The organism is Bradyrhizobium sp. CCGB12 (assembly GCF_024199845.1).
GTDB lineage: Bacteria > Pseudomonadota > Alphaproteobacteria > Rhizobiales > Xanthobacteraceae > Bradyrhizobium.
Genome location: NZ_JANADO010000001.1, coordinates 6,099,795 through 6,113,754, shown reverse-complemented (window position 1 = coordinate 6,113,754; position 13,960 = coordinate 6,099,795). Strand labels below are relative to the sequence as shown.

Below are 13,960 nucleotides of genomic sequence, written 5' to 3'. Positions count from 1 at the left end.
GATGCGCAAGTTCTCACGTCTCTCCCGCTTCAACATCGTCTCGCTCGCGCTGGGGCTGGCGTTCCTCTATCTGCCGATCCTCATCCTTGTCATCTATTCCTTCAACGCCTCGCGTCTGGTGACGGTATGGGGCGGCTGGTCGCTGCGCTGGTATCACGAGTTCTTCAATGATCGCGCCATGATCGAGGCGGCCTGGATGAGCCTGCGGGTCGCGGTCTCGTCCGCGACCATCGCCACGCTGCTCGGCACGCTCGCCGCGGTCGCATTGTCGCGCGGCGAGCGTTTTCGCGGCCGTACGCTGTTCTCCGGCATGCTCTATGCGCCGCTGGTGATGCCGGAGGTGATCACCGGATTGTCGCTGCTGCTGCTGTTCGTGGCGCTGAATGCCGAGCGCGGCTTCTGGACCGTGACGATCGCCCATACCACGCTGACGATGTGCTTCGTCGCCGTGGTCGTGCAGTCTCGCCTCGGCTCGCTCGACCGTTCGCTGGAGGAGGCCGCGATGGATCTCGGCTGCGATCCCGTCCGCGCCTTCGTGGCGGTGACGCTGCCGCTGATCGCGCCGGCCATCGTCGCCGGCTGGATGCTGGCGTTCACGCTGTCGCTGGACGATCTCGTGATCGCGAGCTTCACCACCGGCCCCGGCTCGGCGACGCTGCCGATCCGGATTTACTCCGAGGTGCGATTGGGGGTGAAGCCCGAGATCAACGCGATCTGCACGCTGGTGATTGTCCTGATCGCGGTGGTCATCGTCATCGCGTCGCTCGCCTCGAAACTGTCGAGCTCGCAGGGCGAGAACGCCGCGCCGCTGTGAGCCAAGAGAGGCGACCATGACGATGGCCTACCAGGTCCTGATCCACACACCGCTCTGGGTCTTTGCGCTGCTCGCCTATCTGGCGTGGCAGGGCATCAAGGCGATGCAGCCGCGCCGGTCGCCGTTCTGGCGCGCACTGATCGTGCCGGTCGCGTTCATCATCTGGGGCGTCTCGCGGATCGGCTTTGGACACCAGGACAGCGCATGGCCGCTGGCCGCCTGGATGACCGCCGCACTGGCGCTGCTGCCGCTCGGCGTGCTGACGCCGCGGCCTTTCGACGTCGATCACAAGACAGGTGAGATCATCCGCCCCGGCAGCGCGTTCGCGCTGATCCGCAACCTGGTCGTGTTCTCTCTGCAATACGCCGCCGGCGTGATCGCGGCGATCGATGCGGGCGATCGCGCAGTGGCGATCATCGCCGGCCGCGCCATCTCGGGCGCGACCGCTGGCTATTTCATCGGCTCGATGATCGCGCTTCTGCTCGCCTATCGCCGGAAGCGCGCAGCCGATGCCTAGGACTTCACCGCACCCGCCGTGAGCCCGCCCACCATGTAGCGGCGGAAGGCATAATAGACTGCGGCCGGCGGCAGCGCGTAGATGAAGCCGGTGGTCATCAACAGCTCCCAGGGCGAGTCGTCGGCGGCGAGGAAGTTGCCGAGCGCGACGGGGAGGGTGATCTCGCGGTCGTTCGAGAGCAGCAGGAATGCGTAGAGATATTCGTTCCAGGCCAGCAGCACCGCATAGGTGCCGATCGCGACCAACGAAGGCATCATTAACGGCAGGTAGACCAGGCGGAAGATCTGGAGCGTCGTCGCGCCGTCCATCACCGCGGCTTCATCCAGCTCGACCGGCAGCTTGTCGGAGGCCTGCTTGAGCACCCAGATCGCGTACGGGCTGGCGATCGTCACCATGGCCAGGATCAGCGACCAGTGATTGTTGAGCAGGCCGTAATTGCCCATGGTGCGGTACATCGGCACGGCGAGGAACGCCGCGGGGATGAAATAGGTGAAGAGCGCGAGGTTCAGCACGGCGCGTCCGCCCGGCACCTTCAATCGCGAGATCGAGAACGCTGCGGCGGTGGCGATGAACAGCGTCAGCACGCCAACGGAGACCGCGATCACCGTCGAGTTCCAGAACTGGATGTAGAAGTCGCGCAGGAAGTAATGCTGCTGCTTGAACACGATTTCGAAATTGTGCAGCGTCGGATGATCCGGCCACAGCTTGCCCGAGAACGCGTCCTCCTTCGGAGAGATCGCGAACAGGAACATGTGATAGATCGGGATCATCGTCCACAGGAAGACGGGAATACCGATCAGCAGCAGCCGCGCTTCGGTCGCGACGTCGCGCCAGGAAAATTCGCTTACGCCGGGGAGCTTCATCGCGACAACCGTTTCATCATGAAATACACAAGCGGCAGGACGAACGGCATCGCACAGACGATGGAGGCCATCGCGAGCGACAGCTGGTCGAGCCGGAGATAGCGGATGCCGAGCGTCGCCAGCACATGCGTGAGGTCGGCCGGGCCGCCGCCGGTGAGCAGATAGACGCTGTTGAAATCGCCCAGCGTCCAGATCATCGAGAGCAACGTGCAGGTCACGTAGAGCGTCTGCATCGACGGCCAGGTGATGAAGCGGAATTTCTGCCACCAGCTTGCGCCGTCCACCTCGGCTGCCTCGAACAGGTCGTGCGAGATCGCAAGGCGTCCGGTGATCAGGATCAGCGTCCAGAACGGCAGCGACTTCCAGATGTGCACGCCGATCGCCATGCTGAGCGCCACGGTGGGGTCGTTCAGCCAGTTCGGGCCGTCATCGCCGGTGAAAGCGAAGATGTAGTGATTGATCATGCCCCATTCGGGGTTGAGCATGAAGCGCACCGACAGGATGGTCGGGATCGATGGCACTGCCCATGGCAGGATGAAGATCACCGACAGCCATTTGATCCAAGTGCGCTGCATGGCGAAGAAGCCGGACAGGAACAGCGCGATCAACATCTTGATGTTGATGCCGATGACCAGGAAGATCAGCGTGTTGATCGCGGCGCGCGCGAAGATCGGATCGTTGTAGAGCGCGACATAATTCGACGGGGCCCGTGCCAGCCACAGTCCGTAGCAGACGGGATAAACGACGAAGGCAAGGAAAACGAGCAAATAGGGCGCGAGCAGCACGATGCCCCAGACCTGCGCCGGGGTCAGCCGCGACGACAAGGGCGGGCCGGGGACTGCCTGATCGCCAGAGAGCGTGATCGCCATTCTTTTCGGACTCTTCAAAGAGAAGCCGGCCGCGAAACGCGGCCGGTATTGTTAATACACCTCTCCCCGCAGCGCGGGGAGAGGGAAGGAGGATTTAACCAGCGACCTGCTTGATGCGGGCGATCAGCTCGTCGACGGCCTTGTCGACCGGAACCTTCTCGCTGACAACCCGGTTCATCGCCTTCGCCCACACGTTCTCGTTGTTGAGAATCGTGAACTTCCAGTTCTTGGTGAAGTCAAACGCGGCAGTGCCGCCCTTGAACTGGTTATAGACAGCCTTACGGTGCTTGTCGGCCTGCCAGAACGGGCTTTCCTGGCTTTCCTTGGTCACCGGGAACCAGCGGCCAAGCGCGCCCTCGATGTAGGGACGGACGTTCTCTTCCTGGAGCAGGAAGCTGACGAACTGCTTGCCCTCGGCCTTGTTCTTGGCCGCGGTGAAGATCAGCCCGGTCTTGACGTCGGAGCGGTAGCGGATGGTCGAACCATCCGGCGCCTTCGGGAAGGACGCCGTGACGATGTCCTGCTCATAGGCCTTCTTGCCGGCGTCGCGCTGCTCTTGGGTGAGGGCCTGGTTCTGGGAGTCCTCGAACCACTTCGCCGCGATCGAGATCGTGAAGTTGTGGGTCATCACGATGGTCTTGTTGTGGAAGGCGACGTTGTTGTCCGGGTCCTTCCAGGTCGTGGAGGAGGGCGGCGTGCAGCCCTTGATATAGGTGTCGGTATAGTCCTTCAGGGCGTGGATCAGGTTCTCACGAACCTTGGGATCGTCGACCGTGAGCTTGCCGTCGTCGTCGACCAGCTTGACATGGTAGGCGTCCATGAAGGTGTAGAACGACTGGAAGGCGTCGGTGGATTCAACGCCCATCGGCTGGCCGACGCCGTAGATCCGCTGGCCGCTGGCTTTACGGATCCCCGGCTGCACCTTGTCGCACCAGAACGTCCAATAACCGGCCCAGTCGGTAGGAATGTCGGCAAGCTTGAAGCCGGCCTTCTCGAGCATGTCGTTCCAGATCTCGACATGCATGCTCTGCTGCTTCAGCGGGAAGCCGTAATAGGCCTTCTTCTTGGTGACGTCGTTGTAGAGGATCGAGGCATCGAGCGTGTTCTGCACGAACCGGCCCTTGATCGGCTCCATGATGTCCGTGAGGTCCTCGAGCTTGCCCTCATAGGCCCACTTGCCCTGCGCCTGCACGTCATAAGAGTCGGAATAGGCGACATCGGGCACGGTGCCGGCGTCGAGCGCGGCGACCGTCTTCGGAATCATGTCCTGAATCGCGTACTGCGACAATTCGACCTTGATGCCGGTCTTGGCTTCGAACTTCTTGATCGTCTCGATCAGTGCGTCGTCTTCGGAGCGATAGAAGCCCTTGCCCCACCAGACCGTAATCGTCTTCTGCTGCGCAAAGGCGGGTGCAGTGGCGGCAAACAGCCCAACCGCAGCGACCGCCAATGATACTGCGCCAATAACCTTGGATTTCACGTTTTTCTCCCTCAAACGGCCGGTGTTTTTAACCGGTCGTATAAAACACTAGCGCATGGCGGAAGTCCGATCTAGCGCCATCTTGTCAGACCAAGGTCGCGGGATGTTGGCCAGAGGAGATGCTTAATACACGCATCGATCCAATCGCCGCATCAATTCGCCCTGATCAATTCGCGCGGCCCGGCGGGCGCGCTCCTCAGTTCGATTTGGCGCCCTCTTTGGCATTCTCTGCCGTCGGCGATCCGTCCTGCGCGGGGCGCTTTCCGCCCCCGGTGATGCGCTGCTTCAGGAGATCGAGGAAAGGAGACGCCGCAGGCGATTGCCGGATCAGGCTTTCGGGGTCGGGAAAGATCAGCGGATCGTCCCAGGGGCCCTGCACCATGAAAGGCAATTGAAAGCCGGACGCCGTATTGAGGCTAGCCACGCCCTTCATGTCGTATTCGCGCGTCGGCACCGAGGCGGTGCCGGTCAGCGTGATCTTCGCGGCCGGCCCTTCGATACGGATGTCCTGGGCGGTGGCGATCCCGTCGGAGAATTTCACCGCGATGGTCAGGCTGTCGTAGGGGGTCGAGCCGCTGCGGAAATTGCCGCCACCCGACAGTGGCCGCCGCTCCAGGCGCTTGAGGAGCTGCTCGGCATTGAAGCCCGAGATCGCGCCGTCATGCCCGGTGATGGTGGCGCTGCCGTCGAGCGACTGCACGAGCCCGAACGGGCTCGAGCCGGAGGCGAAGAGGGAGACGTTGATGTTGCCGCGGCCGGACAGCTTGTTGAGGCCGAACAGTTCGGAGGCGCAAGCCTGGAGGTCGACATCGGTGAACTGGAATTGCGCCTTGATGTCGGCGACGTTGTCGGCGCGCGCGATGCCGAACGAGCCCTTGGCGATGCCGCCATAGATCTGGGCCTCGCCCACCGAGAGCGCCAGCGTGCCGTTGCGCAAGTTGGCGCCGATCGCGGTGCGCCCGAGCTTCGACGGGCCGACCGTCAGCTTTGCCGCCGACAGGCGCATGTCGAGGTCGGTGGTCGACAATCCGTTGAGATCGAACAGCTGCCTGTTCCAGTCGCGCGCCCCGCTCGCGAGCAGGCGGAAGGTCGAGATATAAGGCGTGAAGTCGAGCGTGTCGGCGGCCAGCGTCGCCTGCAGCGCCTGCCGGCCGTTGTTGGCGTAGGTCATGACACCCTCGGCGGTGTTGCCGTCGAGCTCGACATTGACGTTGGTGAGCGCGATCGAGGCGCCGACGACGTTGGCGCGCGCCTTCAGCGCGAAGCGGCCGAAGCCCCCGCTGGCGGGCTGCGGCTGTCCGGTCCAGCGCAGGGCGTTGCGCAAGGACGGGCTGTCGATGGTGAGCGTGCCTTCCATCATCGGGCTGGTGCGGTTGGCGACGCTGCCGTCGAAGGCGAGCTTGAGCGGCGCGCTCGCGATCCGCGCCTTCAATCCGGAACGATCGCCGGAGAGGGCGGCGAGGAAATCGGAAAAGCTGATCGAGCCGTCGACGCGCTCGCCGCGCCAGTCGAACTGTCCGGTCGCGGCGAAGGAGCGCGAGATCGAGGGCCAGGCCAGCGACAGGTCGATGTCCTCGAACTTCTCGGTGCCGTGCGTGGCCGCGTCCTCGTAATTGAGCACGCCGTCCTGGATCCGGATCTCGGAGAACGACACCTGGCTGTCGGCGCCCGGCTTCATGGTGCGTGCAATGGTTTGGATGAAGGGCGTCCAGTTGCTCTCGCCGTCCGGCTTCAGGCTGACGTGGATGCGCGGCCGCAGCAGCGTCAGGTCGGCGATCTCGAACCGTTGCAGCAGCAGCGGCAGCAGCCGCAGATTGGCAGTGAGCACGTCGATATGGAGCGCGGGATGGTTGGCGCCGCCGCCCTTGAGACCGACGTCGTGGAAGGAGATGTAGCTCGCCGGCAGCACCGAGATGTCGATGCTGCCTGCGACGTTGAGCTCAAGCCCGGTCACGTCGCGGATCTGCGCTTCCACCGCCTTGCGCAGCGCGTCACGGTTGATGAGCCAGGAGGTCGCGATCAGGGCGATCAGCGCCACGCCGAGCAGCGCCGCGATCGGCGTCCCGAGGCGCTTCATTCCTTGGGCCATGGTCAATGGCATGTCCTGATCGGGTTGGTCGTTGGAGCCAGAAGGGCGGGTCGGGAAACCTGCGTGCCCACGCCCAACCCCCGCAACTTGATGGGTTTTCTTGTCGCTTTCAAGGCCGCGGACGATTCTGCCCACGGTGTGGGCAGCTTCTATCACCCGGGGGCGGAACGGAGAACCCCCGTATCATTGACGGCTTCGGAGGATTTCGCCTAATAATCGCCGCCAATAAGGCGCGACGCCCGCAAGCCGAAGGTCCAGTCGAAGGTCATTTGCATGAACAAGGTCTATCCCGACGCCAAGTCGGCTCTCGACGGCATTCTGAAAGACAACATGATGATCATGTCGGGCGGCTTCGGCCTCTGCGGCATCGCCGAGGAGCTGTCGGATGCGATCCGCGAGTCCGGCGTCAAGGGGCTGACGGTGGTCTCCAACAATGCCGGCGTCGACGGTATCGGGCTCAGCCGCCTCTTGGAAACCCGGCAGATCAAGAAGATGATCTCGTCCTATGTCGGCGAGAACAAGCTGTTCGCCCAGCAATTCCTCGCCGGCGAGCTGGAACTCGAATTCAATCCGCAGGGCACGCTGGCCGAGCGCATCCGCGCCGGCGGCGCAGGCATCCCGGCCTTCTACACCAAGACCGGCGTCGGCACGCTGATCGCCGAAGGCAAGGAAGTGAAGGAATTCGACGGCGAGAAATATCTGATGGAGCGCGGCCTGTTCGCCGACCTCGCCATCGTGCATGCCTGGAAGGGCGACACCGCCGGCAACCTCATCTACCGCAAGACCGCGCGCAACTTTAACCCGATGATGGCGACCGCCGCCAAGATCACGGTGGCCGAGGTCGAGCATCTGGTTCCGGCCGGCGAACTCAACCCCGACCACATCCACACGCCCGGCATCTTCGTGAAGCGCATCGTCGAGGTCGGCACGGCCAAGAAGCGCATCGAATTCCGCAACACCCGCCCGCGCACGAGCGCATGATCCGGAAAAGTGGAAGCCGGTTTTCCGATCAGATCATGCGCCACTAAAGAATCGACAGGAGCACAATGATGGCCTGGACCCGTGAACAGATGGCCGCGCGCGCCGCGAAGGAATTGCGCGACGGCTACTACGTCAATCTCGGCATCGGCATCCCGACGCTGGTCTCGAACTACATCCCCCACGGCATCGACGTCAGCCTTCAGAGCGAGAACGGCATGCTCGGCATGGGCCCGTTCCCCTATGAAGACGAGGTGGACGCGGACTTGATCAACGCCGGCAAGCAGACCGTGAGCGAGCTGCCCTCGACGTCCTATTTCTCGAGCGCCGATTCCTTCGGCATGATCCGCGGCGGCCACATGGATCTGTCGATCCTCGGCGCGATGCAGGTGGCCCAGAACGGCGATCTCGCCAACTGGATGATCCCCGGCAAGATGGTCAAGGGCATGGGCGGCGCGATGGACCTCGTCGCCGGCGTCAAGCGCGTCGTCGTGGTGATGGAGCATTCCGCCAAGGACGGTCCGAAGCTCCTGAAGCAGTGCAATCTGCCGCTCACCGGCGAGCGCGTGGTCGACATGGTCGTCACTGATCTTGCCGTTTTCTCCATCGATAAGCACGGCGACGGCGGCATGGCCTTGATCGAGCTTGCCGACGGCGTCACGCTCGACGAGGTCAAGGCCAAGACCGAAGCCGAATTCCGCGTCGCGTTGAAGAATACCTGAGGTCTTCGCAATGGGGCACGCATGACGATACGGTCTGCGCGTCCCGACGACGCCGATTTCATCGCCAAGACCATCCTGTCATCGCAGCGCGGCTACCGCGCGCGCGGCTGGTTCGATGTCGCGCTCGGCTGGCCCGAAGCGCAATGTCTCGATTTCATTGCACGCGTCGCCGTCGCAGACACGGCGTCGATGTGGCACGTCTCACAATTCCTGATCGCCGAGATCGATGGCAAGCCTGCTGCCGCGTTGTGTGCGCTGCCGGCGGCCGGCACGGGACCTGCGGCCTGGCGCGCGATCGAGGAAGTCGCAGCCGCGATCGGGCTCGCCGCGCCAGAGCTGGAAGTCATCCGTCGACGCGGCGCCTATACGCGCGCCTGTTGGGTGCAGGGCGGCGAGGGTGATTGGATGATCGAGCATGTTGCGACCGATCCGACTCATCGCGGTCGCGGTTTGGTACAGGCGTTGATCGCCCATGCGCTGGACAAGGGGCGGACGGCCGGTTTTGCCCGGGCGACCATTTCGTTCCTGATCGGCAACGAGGCCGCCGGGCGAAGCTACAGCAAGGCCGGTTTCGTCTTTGCGGAGGAGAAGCGGGATCCTGCGTTCGAGGCGATCATCGGCGCGCCGGGCTTTCGCATGTTTGCACGGACGATTTGATCGCGCTGCGCAGGCGGTGTCGGTTGAGAGCCGGGTGCGCGCCTCAATCGCGTCATTGCGAGGAGCTCTTGCGACGAAGCAATCCAGACCGCCTAGGGCGGAAAGACTCTGGATTGCTTCGCTTCGCTCGCATTCGGTCGTGAGAACATGCGCTCGATCAGAGCAAGCGTATCGCCATCCAGACCGTTCCCCAGACCGCGAGCGACAGCGCGGTAAGGACAATCGCCATGATGGCGAGGATGCGCATGAGATGGCCGGTGCCGGTCGCGGGCGCCGCGGGCACAGGACGAAAATCGTCGAAGCGCGGGATGTGGCCGCGAATGCCGGCGAGCCAGAGAACGAGATCGAGCGCGAACGACGCCATGGCCTATCTCCAGGATAGCAATGATTGAACGTCATCATCGGCCGAATCCGGCGCTCAGACTTTGAGCGAGCGCAAGTCGCTTGTCCGGAAGCGGCTAATCCAATGCCATCCGGCGCGCCATGCCGGAAAGATATGAGATTCGATCTCGCGGCGGGCTACGGCGAAGAGAGATTGTCGCGCCACACGAGCTATCCGACCGCACCTCATTTCTCGCACGCCCGGGAATGACAGCCCAGCTTGCGCTTCAACAAAGAGACTTCGGCCTGCTCCGCTATCGTCGTTTCGGAACGGAGTTGTCCATGTCTTTCCGATCCGACGATCTGGTCGATGACATCATGCGCGCGGCACCGCACACGATCCGCGTGTTTCTCGCCTTCAGGATGGCCTGTGTCGGCTGTCCGATCGCGACCTTCCACACCGTGGAGGACGCCTGCCGCGAGCACGGCATCGACCGCGAGAAATTCCTCGCCGCGCTGTGTGACTGCGTGCCGGCGTGAGGCGGGTTGGAGTTCGTGCGGGTCGCGCGAATTCCCGGGTGAGGGCGAGCTTTCGCCGTAATCGGAAGCGTCCCCTCGCCCCATCTTCAGGAGCAGGGGAAATGTCCTGGCGCAGCTCTTACGCCGCGCCGCTGTCTGGGTTCCTTTCCGCCAGCACGACGATCCCATGCGGATCGCGCAGGATGATGCGCTGACGGCCGCTCTCGACGAGGCCCTGCTGTTCCCAGCCACTCAGGATGCGGCTGACGGTATGCAGCGTGGTGCCGGTCATCTGCGCGATGTCCTGGCGGCTGATCGGGAAGTCGATCTCGATGCCGTGGTCGAGCTTCTTGCCGGACTGCTTGGCGAGGCGCAGCAGCACATGCGCGACGCGCTGCTCGACCTGCTGGGTCGACATTTCCAGGATGCGGGTGTGGCTCTCCTGGAGGCGCGCGCCGACGGTCCGGAGGGTGTTGGCGGCAATCGCGGGAAACTGCTCGATCAGCCGCGGCCAGGCCGAGTTCGGCCAGATCAACACCACGCTGTCGTCGACCGCCATCGCCGTTGCCGGATAGCGCGCGGCTCCAATCGCCATTGCGAGGCCGAACGTCTCGCCGGGCGCGACATAGCGCACCACGATCTGCTCGCCGGTCGGCGTGGTCTTGGCGGCGCGGACGTGGCCGTGCAGCAGCAGGAAGAAAGACTGCGCGTCCGCTCCCTGCTCGAAGATGGCGCTGTTCTTGGGGTAGCGCGCCGAGCGGGCTTCGCGCAGGATTTCCTCGAGATCATCAGGCTTGACGCCCTCAAACAGCGGCAAACGCGCAACCAGCGATGCGTCGACCTTGGCCATTCCGTCTCCTTTGCGCTGGAGAGTGTGATGGCACCTGCAATCGTCGAGCAGTTTGCGATAGCGCAAAACGGGCCGGCTGGGGCGGCAGTATTTTTCCAGGCATCGGTTTGAATTTCCAGGAGTTGACCCCATGGCTGGTGCCCGATCCCGCAACTTTGAGGGCTGGCCGCTGTTTGCGAACAGCTTTCGGCCCTTTTTCCTGTTCGCCGCGATCCAGGCCGCCCTGTCGATCCTGGCCTGGCTGCCGATGTTCTATGGCGAGCTGTCGGTGACCTCAGCCTTCGCCCCCCGCGACTGGCATGTCCACGAGATGCTCTACGGCTTCTTGCCCGCGGTGATCACCGGATTTCTGTTCACGGCGATCCCGAACTGGACCGGGCGGCTGCCGATCCAGGGCACCGCGCTGGGCGCGCTGCTGGTGGTTTGGTTCGCCGGGCGTGTTGCGGTGACGCTGTCTGCCGATATCGGTTGGATGTTCGCGCTTCTCGTCGATGCCGCCTTCCTGGCGCTGGTCGTCGCCGCCGCGGCGCGTGAGATCATCGCAGGCGGCAACTGGCGCAACCTGCCCGTGGTGGTGCTCGTGCTGGTGCTGCTCGCCGGCAACGTCGCCTTCCATCTCGAAGCGCATGTCGAAGGCGCGGCAGATGTCAGCATCCGCGTCGGCATCGGCGCGGTCGTGCTGCTGATCGCGCTGATCGGCGGCCGCATCATCCCGAGCTTCACCCGCAACTGGCTGGTCAAGTTCAACCCCGGCCGCCTGCCGGTGCCGTTCGGACGCTTCGACGGCGTGGTGATCGGATGTAGCGCGCTCGCGCTCATCGCGTGGATCGTGGCGCCGTTGAATGCCGTCACCGGCGTCGCGATGGCGCTCGTCGGCGGGCTGCATCTGGTCCGGCTTGTGCGCTGGGCCGGGGACCGCACTTCGCGCGAGCGCCTGCTTCTGATTCTCCACGTCGGTTACGTCTTCGTGCCGCTCGGCTTCCTGCTGCATGCCGCGGCTGTCTTCGGCGCGCTGCCGCCGAGTGCGGGCATTCATGCTTGGATGACGGGCGCGGCCGGAACGATGACGCTCGCGGTGATGACGCGTGCGAGCCTCGGCCATACCGGTCAGGCGCTGACGGCGTCGCCCGCGACCCAGGGAATCTACGTCGCGATCATCGTCGCCGCGCTGGCGCGGGTCGCCGCGGCGGTGTTGCCTGCGTATGGTGATGCGCTGCTGCACATCGCCGCCTGCGGCTGGATCGTCGCGTTCCTCGGCTTTGCGGTTGCGTTCGGCCCGCTGCTCGCCGGCGCCCGCATGCGCGCACTCGCCATCATGGGCGTGCCGGCTCCGGCGCGCTGAGGCTTAAGCGGCTGACGCCGACGGCACGCTGTCCGGCTTCGCCAGCGGCCGTACGCCTCTGCGCCATGCGGTGATGGTGCAGCCAAAGCGGCCGCGGAACCAGCGGGCCATGGCACTCTGGGCCGAGAAACCGAGCTGCGCGGCAATGTCGGCCAGCGGCCGGTCGGGATCGGCGACCAACTGAGTGACCAGATCGGCGCGTTGCGCATCGAGGATGGCCGAGAAGCTCGTGCCCGATGCGGCAAGGCGGCGGTGGATGGTGCGGCGGGTACAGGCAAGATGCTCGGCCACGTGCTCGACGGTGCAGTCGCCACTAGCGAGAAGAGTCCGCACGACCTCGTCCACCTTCTCCTCCCAGCTTGCCGGCCGGGTCTCGATCGCCTCGATCCGCTTGCGCAGATAGCTCGCGATCAACGGATGCGCGCTCGGGATGCGGCGCTCCATATCGTGCATCGACAGCAGGATTGCATCGTCGTCCGCATTGAAGGTGACGCGGCAGCCGAAGAATTCGCGATAGCGCTTGCGGTCATGCGGTGGCGGATAATGCAGATGCACCTCCAGCGGCCGCCAATCGCTGCTGAACAGGGACTGGATGATGCGGTGGACGCTGCCGAGCGCCATGTCGATCGACTGGCGCGGCGCGCTCGGCCGGCCGCGCAGATGCAGCGCGAGTGTCACCGCGTGCTTGTCACTGATGACGTCGAGCCGCATGCCGTCGTGATGGACATGAATGAAGCGCGAGAATGCTTCGATGGCCTCGCCGACGGTCGCCTGTTCGCGCACGATCAAGCCGACCGCGCCAAAATTGGTCAGGCCGCCCCGTTCGGCAAGGCGCAAGCCGAAATCTTCGGCGCCGGATACCTCGGCCGACAATTCGAGCAGGCGGCGCAGGCCGGCGACGGCGATGGGGGTGTCGGGCTTGTCGAGGCAGGCCAGCGGCAGCCGGACCTTGCGCATCATCTGGCGCGGGTCGAGCCCGACCGACCGGGCCACCTCCGGATAATAGCTCAAGCCTGCGCTGCGAATGAGGTCGGTCATGCGACCTGTTCCTGCCAGCCATTCCCGCAGATGTCCCGAAATGTAAAGTTTCTGTCCCGATCCGTCAAATCCGGGAACTGGCTGGAACATACATAAGGGAAACCGAAGCACGGGCGTGAATGCCGTGCTCACGACGGCGGGCGAGGCGACGGGGCCCGCTGCCGTCTCGGAGACGACGGCGGGCGAGGCGACGGGGCCCGCTGCCGTCTCGGACCATTTGACCAAGACATTGCTGGATCGGGATGATGCCGGGGAACATGTTTTCCAAGGGTGAGGTGTTCGTCATTGAGACTGACGCGGCCTCCCGCGAACAACTCTCGACTGCGCTCCAACAGAGCGCCTATGACGTCATTTGCTTCGCCGATGGCGCCTCGCTGCTGTCGGAGGCGAGGGCGCGGATGCCGGCCTGCGTGCTGCTGGAGATGCCGCCGGATCGCTCCGGCCTCGATGTGCTCAAGCGGCTGCGCGAGGAAAACTGCATGGCGCCGGTCCTGGTGACCTCGGCGAACGGCAGCATTTCCATGGCGGTCGACGCCATCAAGAGCGGCGCGGCCGACTTCATCGAAAAGCCGTTCCGCACCCGCGACATCGTCAATCGGATCGATGCTGCGATCGACGAGTTCGCGCAGCCCGGTTCGAACCGGCAGCGCTGGCTGCCCGGGTGTGAACCGTTGACGGGGCGCGAAGGCGACGTGCTCGAGCACCTTGCCGCCGGTCTCACCAACAAGGAGATCGCCCGCCGCATGCAGCTCAGCGCCCGGACGATCGAGGGCTATCGCGCCAGCGTTTTGAGGAAGGCCGGCGCCCGCAACGTGACCGACCTGCTCCGCCGCATCTTCGGTCAGGGCTCGCCCACGCAAGCCTGAGCCTCAAGTCCGAGGCTCGACCTGCAAGTCTGCGC

15 protein-coding genes are annotated in these 13,960 nt (G+C 64.3%); 8 read left to right on the top strand and 7 right to left on the bottom strand.

Translation table 11 applies throughout. The features are described 5' to 3' along the window. The first annotated feature begins 1 nt into the window (after nucleotide 1). Nucleotides 2-814: an ABC transporter permease gene (locus NLM27_RS27950; protein WP_254146350.1), complete on the top strand. Its 813-nt coding sequence runs from the start codon at nucleotides 2-4 to the stop codon at nucleotides 812-814. Nucleotides 815-830: 16 nt separating this feature from the next. Beyond that, nucleotides 831-1,331, top strand: a complete 501-nt coding sequence (locus NLM27_RS27945) for a DUF6622 family protein (protein ID WP_254146349.1) — start codon at nucleotides 831-833, stop codon at nucleotides 1,329-1,331. Here NLM27_RS27945 and NLM27_RS27940 read toward each other — a convergent pair. The 4 genes from NLM27_RS27940 to NLM27_RS27925 form a co-directional block, all read right to left on the bottom strand. Further along, nucleotides 1,328-2,194, bottom strand: coding sequence for a carbohydrate ABC transporter permease (locus NLM27_RS27940; RefSeq protein WP_254146348.1), 867 nt, complete (start codon nucleotides 2,192-2,194; stop codon nucleotides 1,328-1,330). The two genes, NLM27_RS27945 and NLM27_RS27940, sit on opposite strands and share 4 nt — an antisense overlap. Further along, on the bottom strand, nucleotides 2,191-3,063 hold the full coding sequence (locus NLM27_RS27935; protein ID WP_254146347.1) for a carbohydrate ABC transporter permease: 873 nt from the start codon (nucleotides 3,061-3,063) through the stop codon (nucleotides 2,191-2,193). The genes NLM27_RS27940 and NLM27_RS27935 overlap by 4 nt, the downstream gene beginning before the upstream one ends. A 94-nt stretch (nucleotides 3,064-3,157) precedes the next feature. After that, on the bottom strand, nucleotides 3,158-4,543 hold the full coding sequence (locus tag NLM27_RS27930; RefSeq protein ID WP_254146346.1) for an ABC transporter substrate-binding protein: 1,386 nt from the start codon (nucleotides 4,541-4,543) through the stop codon (nucleotides 3,158-3,160). A gap of 196 nt (nucleotides 4,544-4,739) precedes the next feature. After that, entirely contained in the window at nucleotides 4,740-6,632 is a 1,893-nt protein-coding gene (locus NLM27_RS27925; protein WP_254148949.1) for an AsmA family protein, read from the bottom strand. 273 nt (nucleotides 6,633-6,905) lie between these two features. On the opposite strand from NLM27_RS27925, the gene NLM27_RS27920 reads away from it, so the two are divergent. The 3 genes from NLM27_RS27920 (at nucleotide 6,906) to NLM27_RS27910 (ending at nucleotide 8,989) form a co-directional block, all read left to right on the top strand. After that, entirely contained in the window at nucleotides 6,906-7,613 is a 708-nt protein-coding gene (locus tag NLM27_RS27920) for a CoA transferase subunit A (protein WP_027573157.1), read from the top strand. A gap of 68 nt (nucleotides 7,614-7,681) precedes the next feature. Continuing rightward, the gene (locus tag NLM27_RS27915) at nucleotides 7,682-8,332 is read left to right on the top strand and encodes a 3-oxoacid CoA-transferase subunit B (protein WP_254146345.1); all 651 of its coding nucleotides are present in this window, start codon (nucleotides 7,682-7,684) and stop codon (nucleotides 8,330-8,332) included. A 21-nt stretch (nucleotides 8,333-8,353) separates the two neighbouring features. Beyond that, the gene (locus NLM27_RS27910; protein ID WP_254146344.1) at nucleotides 8,354-8,989 is read left to right on the top strand and encodes a GNAT family N-acetyltransferase; all 636 of its coding nucleotides are present in this window, start codon (nucleotides 8,354-8,356) and stop codon (nucleotides 8,987-8,989) included. A 157-nt stretch (nucleotides 8,990-9,146) separates the two neighbouring features. Here NLM27_RS27910 and NLM27_RS27905 read toward each other — a convergent pair whose 3' ends face one another. Beyond that, the gene (locus NLM27_RS27905) at nucleotides 9,147-9,353 is read right to left on the bottom strand and encodes a hypothetical protein (RefSeq protein ID WP_254146343.1); all 207 of its coding nucleotides are present in this window, start codon (nucleotides 9,351-9,353) and stop codon (nucleotides 9,147-9,149) included. Nucleotides 9,354-9,652: 299 nt separating this feature from the next. Here NLM27_RS27905 and NLM27_RS27900 point away from each other — a divergent pair, with 299 nt between their 5' ends. Further along, the gene (locus NLM27_RS27900; protein ID WP_254146342.1) at nucleotides 9,653-9,850 is read left to right on the top strand and encodes a DUF1858 domain-containing protein; all 198 of its coding nucleotides are present in this window, start codon (nucleotides 9,653-9,655) and stop codon (nucleotides 9,848-9,850) included. A 118-nt stretch (nucleotides 9,851-9,968) separates the two neighbouring features. Here NLM27_RS27900 and NLM27_RS27895 read toward each other — a convergent pair whose 3' ends face one another. After that, the gene (locus NLM27_RS27895) at nucleotides 9,969-10,679 is read right to left on the bottom strand and encodes a Crp/Fnr family transcriptional regulator (protein WP_254146341.1); all 711 of its coding nucleotides are present in this window, start codon (nucleotides 10,677-10,679) and stop codon (nucleotides 9,969-9,971) included. A 130-nt stretch (nucleotides 10,680-10,809) separates the two neighbouring features. On the opposite strand from NLM27_RS27895, the gene NLM27_RS27890 reads away from it, so the two are divergent. Then, nucleotides 10,810-12,021, top strand: coding sequence for an NnrS family protein (locus NLM27_RS27890; protein ID WP_254146340.1), 1,212 nt, complete (start codon nucleotides 10,810-10,812; stop codon nucleotides 12,019-12,021). 3 nt (nucleotides 12,022-12,024) lie between these two features. On the opposite strand, the gene NLM27_RS27885 is transcribed toward NLM27_RS27890, so the two are convergent. Beyond that, entirely contained in the window at nucleotides 12,025-13,059 is a 1,035-nt protein-coding gene (locus NLM27_RS27885) for an AraC family transcriptional regulator (RefSeq protein WP_254146339.1), read from the bottom strand. Between the two features lie 245 nt (nucleotides 13,060-13,304). Between NLM27_RS27885 and NLM27_RS27880 the strand changes: the two genes are divergently transcribed. Further along, the gene (locus NLM27_RS27880; protein WP_254146338.1) at nucleotides 13,305-13,925 is read left to right on the top strand and encodes a response regulator transcription factor; all 621 of its coding nucleotides are present in this window, start codon (nucleotides 13,305-13,307) and stop codon (nucleotides 13,923-13,925) included. Nucleotides 13,926-13,960 lie beyond the last annotated feature (35 nt).

What these genes read in the sequence shown, in the direction of transcription:
- NLM27_RS27950 (WP_254146350.1), top strand. Translation starts at nt 2, where the DNA reads ATGCGCAAGTTCTCACGTCTCTCCCGCTTCAACATCGTCTCGCTCGCG.
- NLM27_RS27945 (WP_254146349.1), top strand. Translation starts at nt 831, where the DNA reads ATGACGATGGCCTACCAGGTCCTGATCCACACACCGCTCTGGGTCTTT.
- NLM27_RS27940 (WP_254146348.1), bottom strand. Translation starts at nt 2,194, where the DNA reads ATGAAGCTCCCCGGCGTAAGCGAATTTTCCTGGCGCGACGTCGCGACC.
- NLM27_RS27935 (WP_254146347.1), bottom strand. Translation starts at nt 3,063, where the DNA reads ATGGCGATCACGCTCTCTGGCGATCAGGCAGTCCCCGGCCCGCCCTTG.
- NLM27_RS27925 (WP_254148949.1), bottom strand. Translation starts at nt 6,632, where the DNA reads ATGGCCCAAGGAATGAAGCGCCTCGGGACGCCGATCGCGGCGCTGCTC.
- NLM27_RS27920 (WP_027573157.1), top strand. Translation starts at nt 6,906, where the DNA reads ATGAACAAGGTCTATCCCGACGCCAAGTCGGCTCTCGACGGCATTCTG.
- NLM27_RS27915 (WP_254146345.1), top strand. Translation starts at nt 7,682, where the DNA reads ATGGCCTGGACCCGTGAACAGATGGCCGCGCGCGCCGCGAAGGAATTG.
- NLM27_RS27910 (WP_254146344.1), top strand. Translation starts at nt 8,354, where the DNA reads ATGACGATACGGTCTGCGCGTCCCGACGACGCCGATTTCATCGCCAAG.
- NLM27_RS27905 (WP_254146343.1), bottom strand. Translation starts at nt 9,353, where the DNA reads ATGGCGTCGTTCGCGCTCGATCTCGTTCTCTGGCTCGCCGGCATTCGC.
- NLM27_RS27900 (WP_254146342.1), top strand. Translation starts at nt 9,653, where the DNA reads ATGTCTTTCCGATCCGACGATCTGGTCGATGACATCATGCGCGCGGCA.
- NLM27_RS27895 (WP_254146341.1), bottom strand. Translation starts at nt 10,679, where the DNA reads ATGGCCAAGGTCGACGCATCGCTGGTTGCGCGTTTGCCGCTGTTTGAG.
- NLM27_RS27890 (WP_254146340.1), top strand. Translation starts at nt 10,810, where the DNA reads ATGGCTGGTGCCCGATCCCGCAACTTTGAGGGCTGGCCGCTGTTTGCG.
- NLM27_RS27885 (WP_254146339.1), bottom strand. Translation starts at nt 13,059, where the DNA reads ATGACCGACCTCATTCGCAGCGCAGGCTTGAGCTATTATCCGGAGGTG.
- NLM27_RS27880 (WP_254146338.1), top strand. Translation starts at nt 13,305, where the DNA reads ATGCCGGGGAACATGTTTTCCAAGGGTGAGGTGTTCGTCATTGAGACT.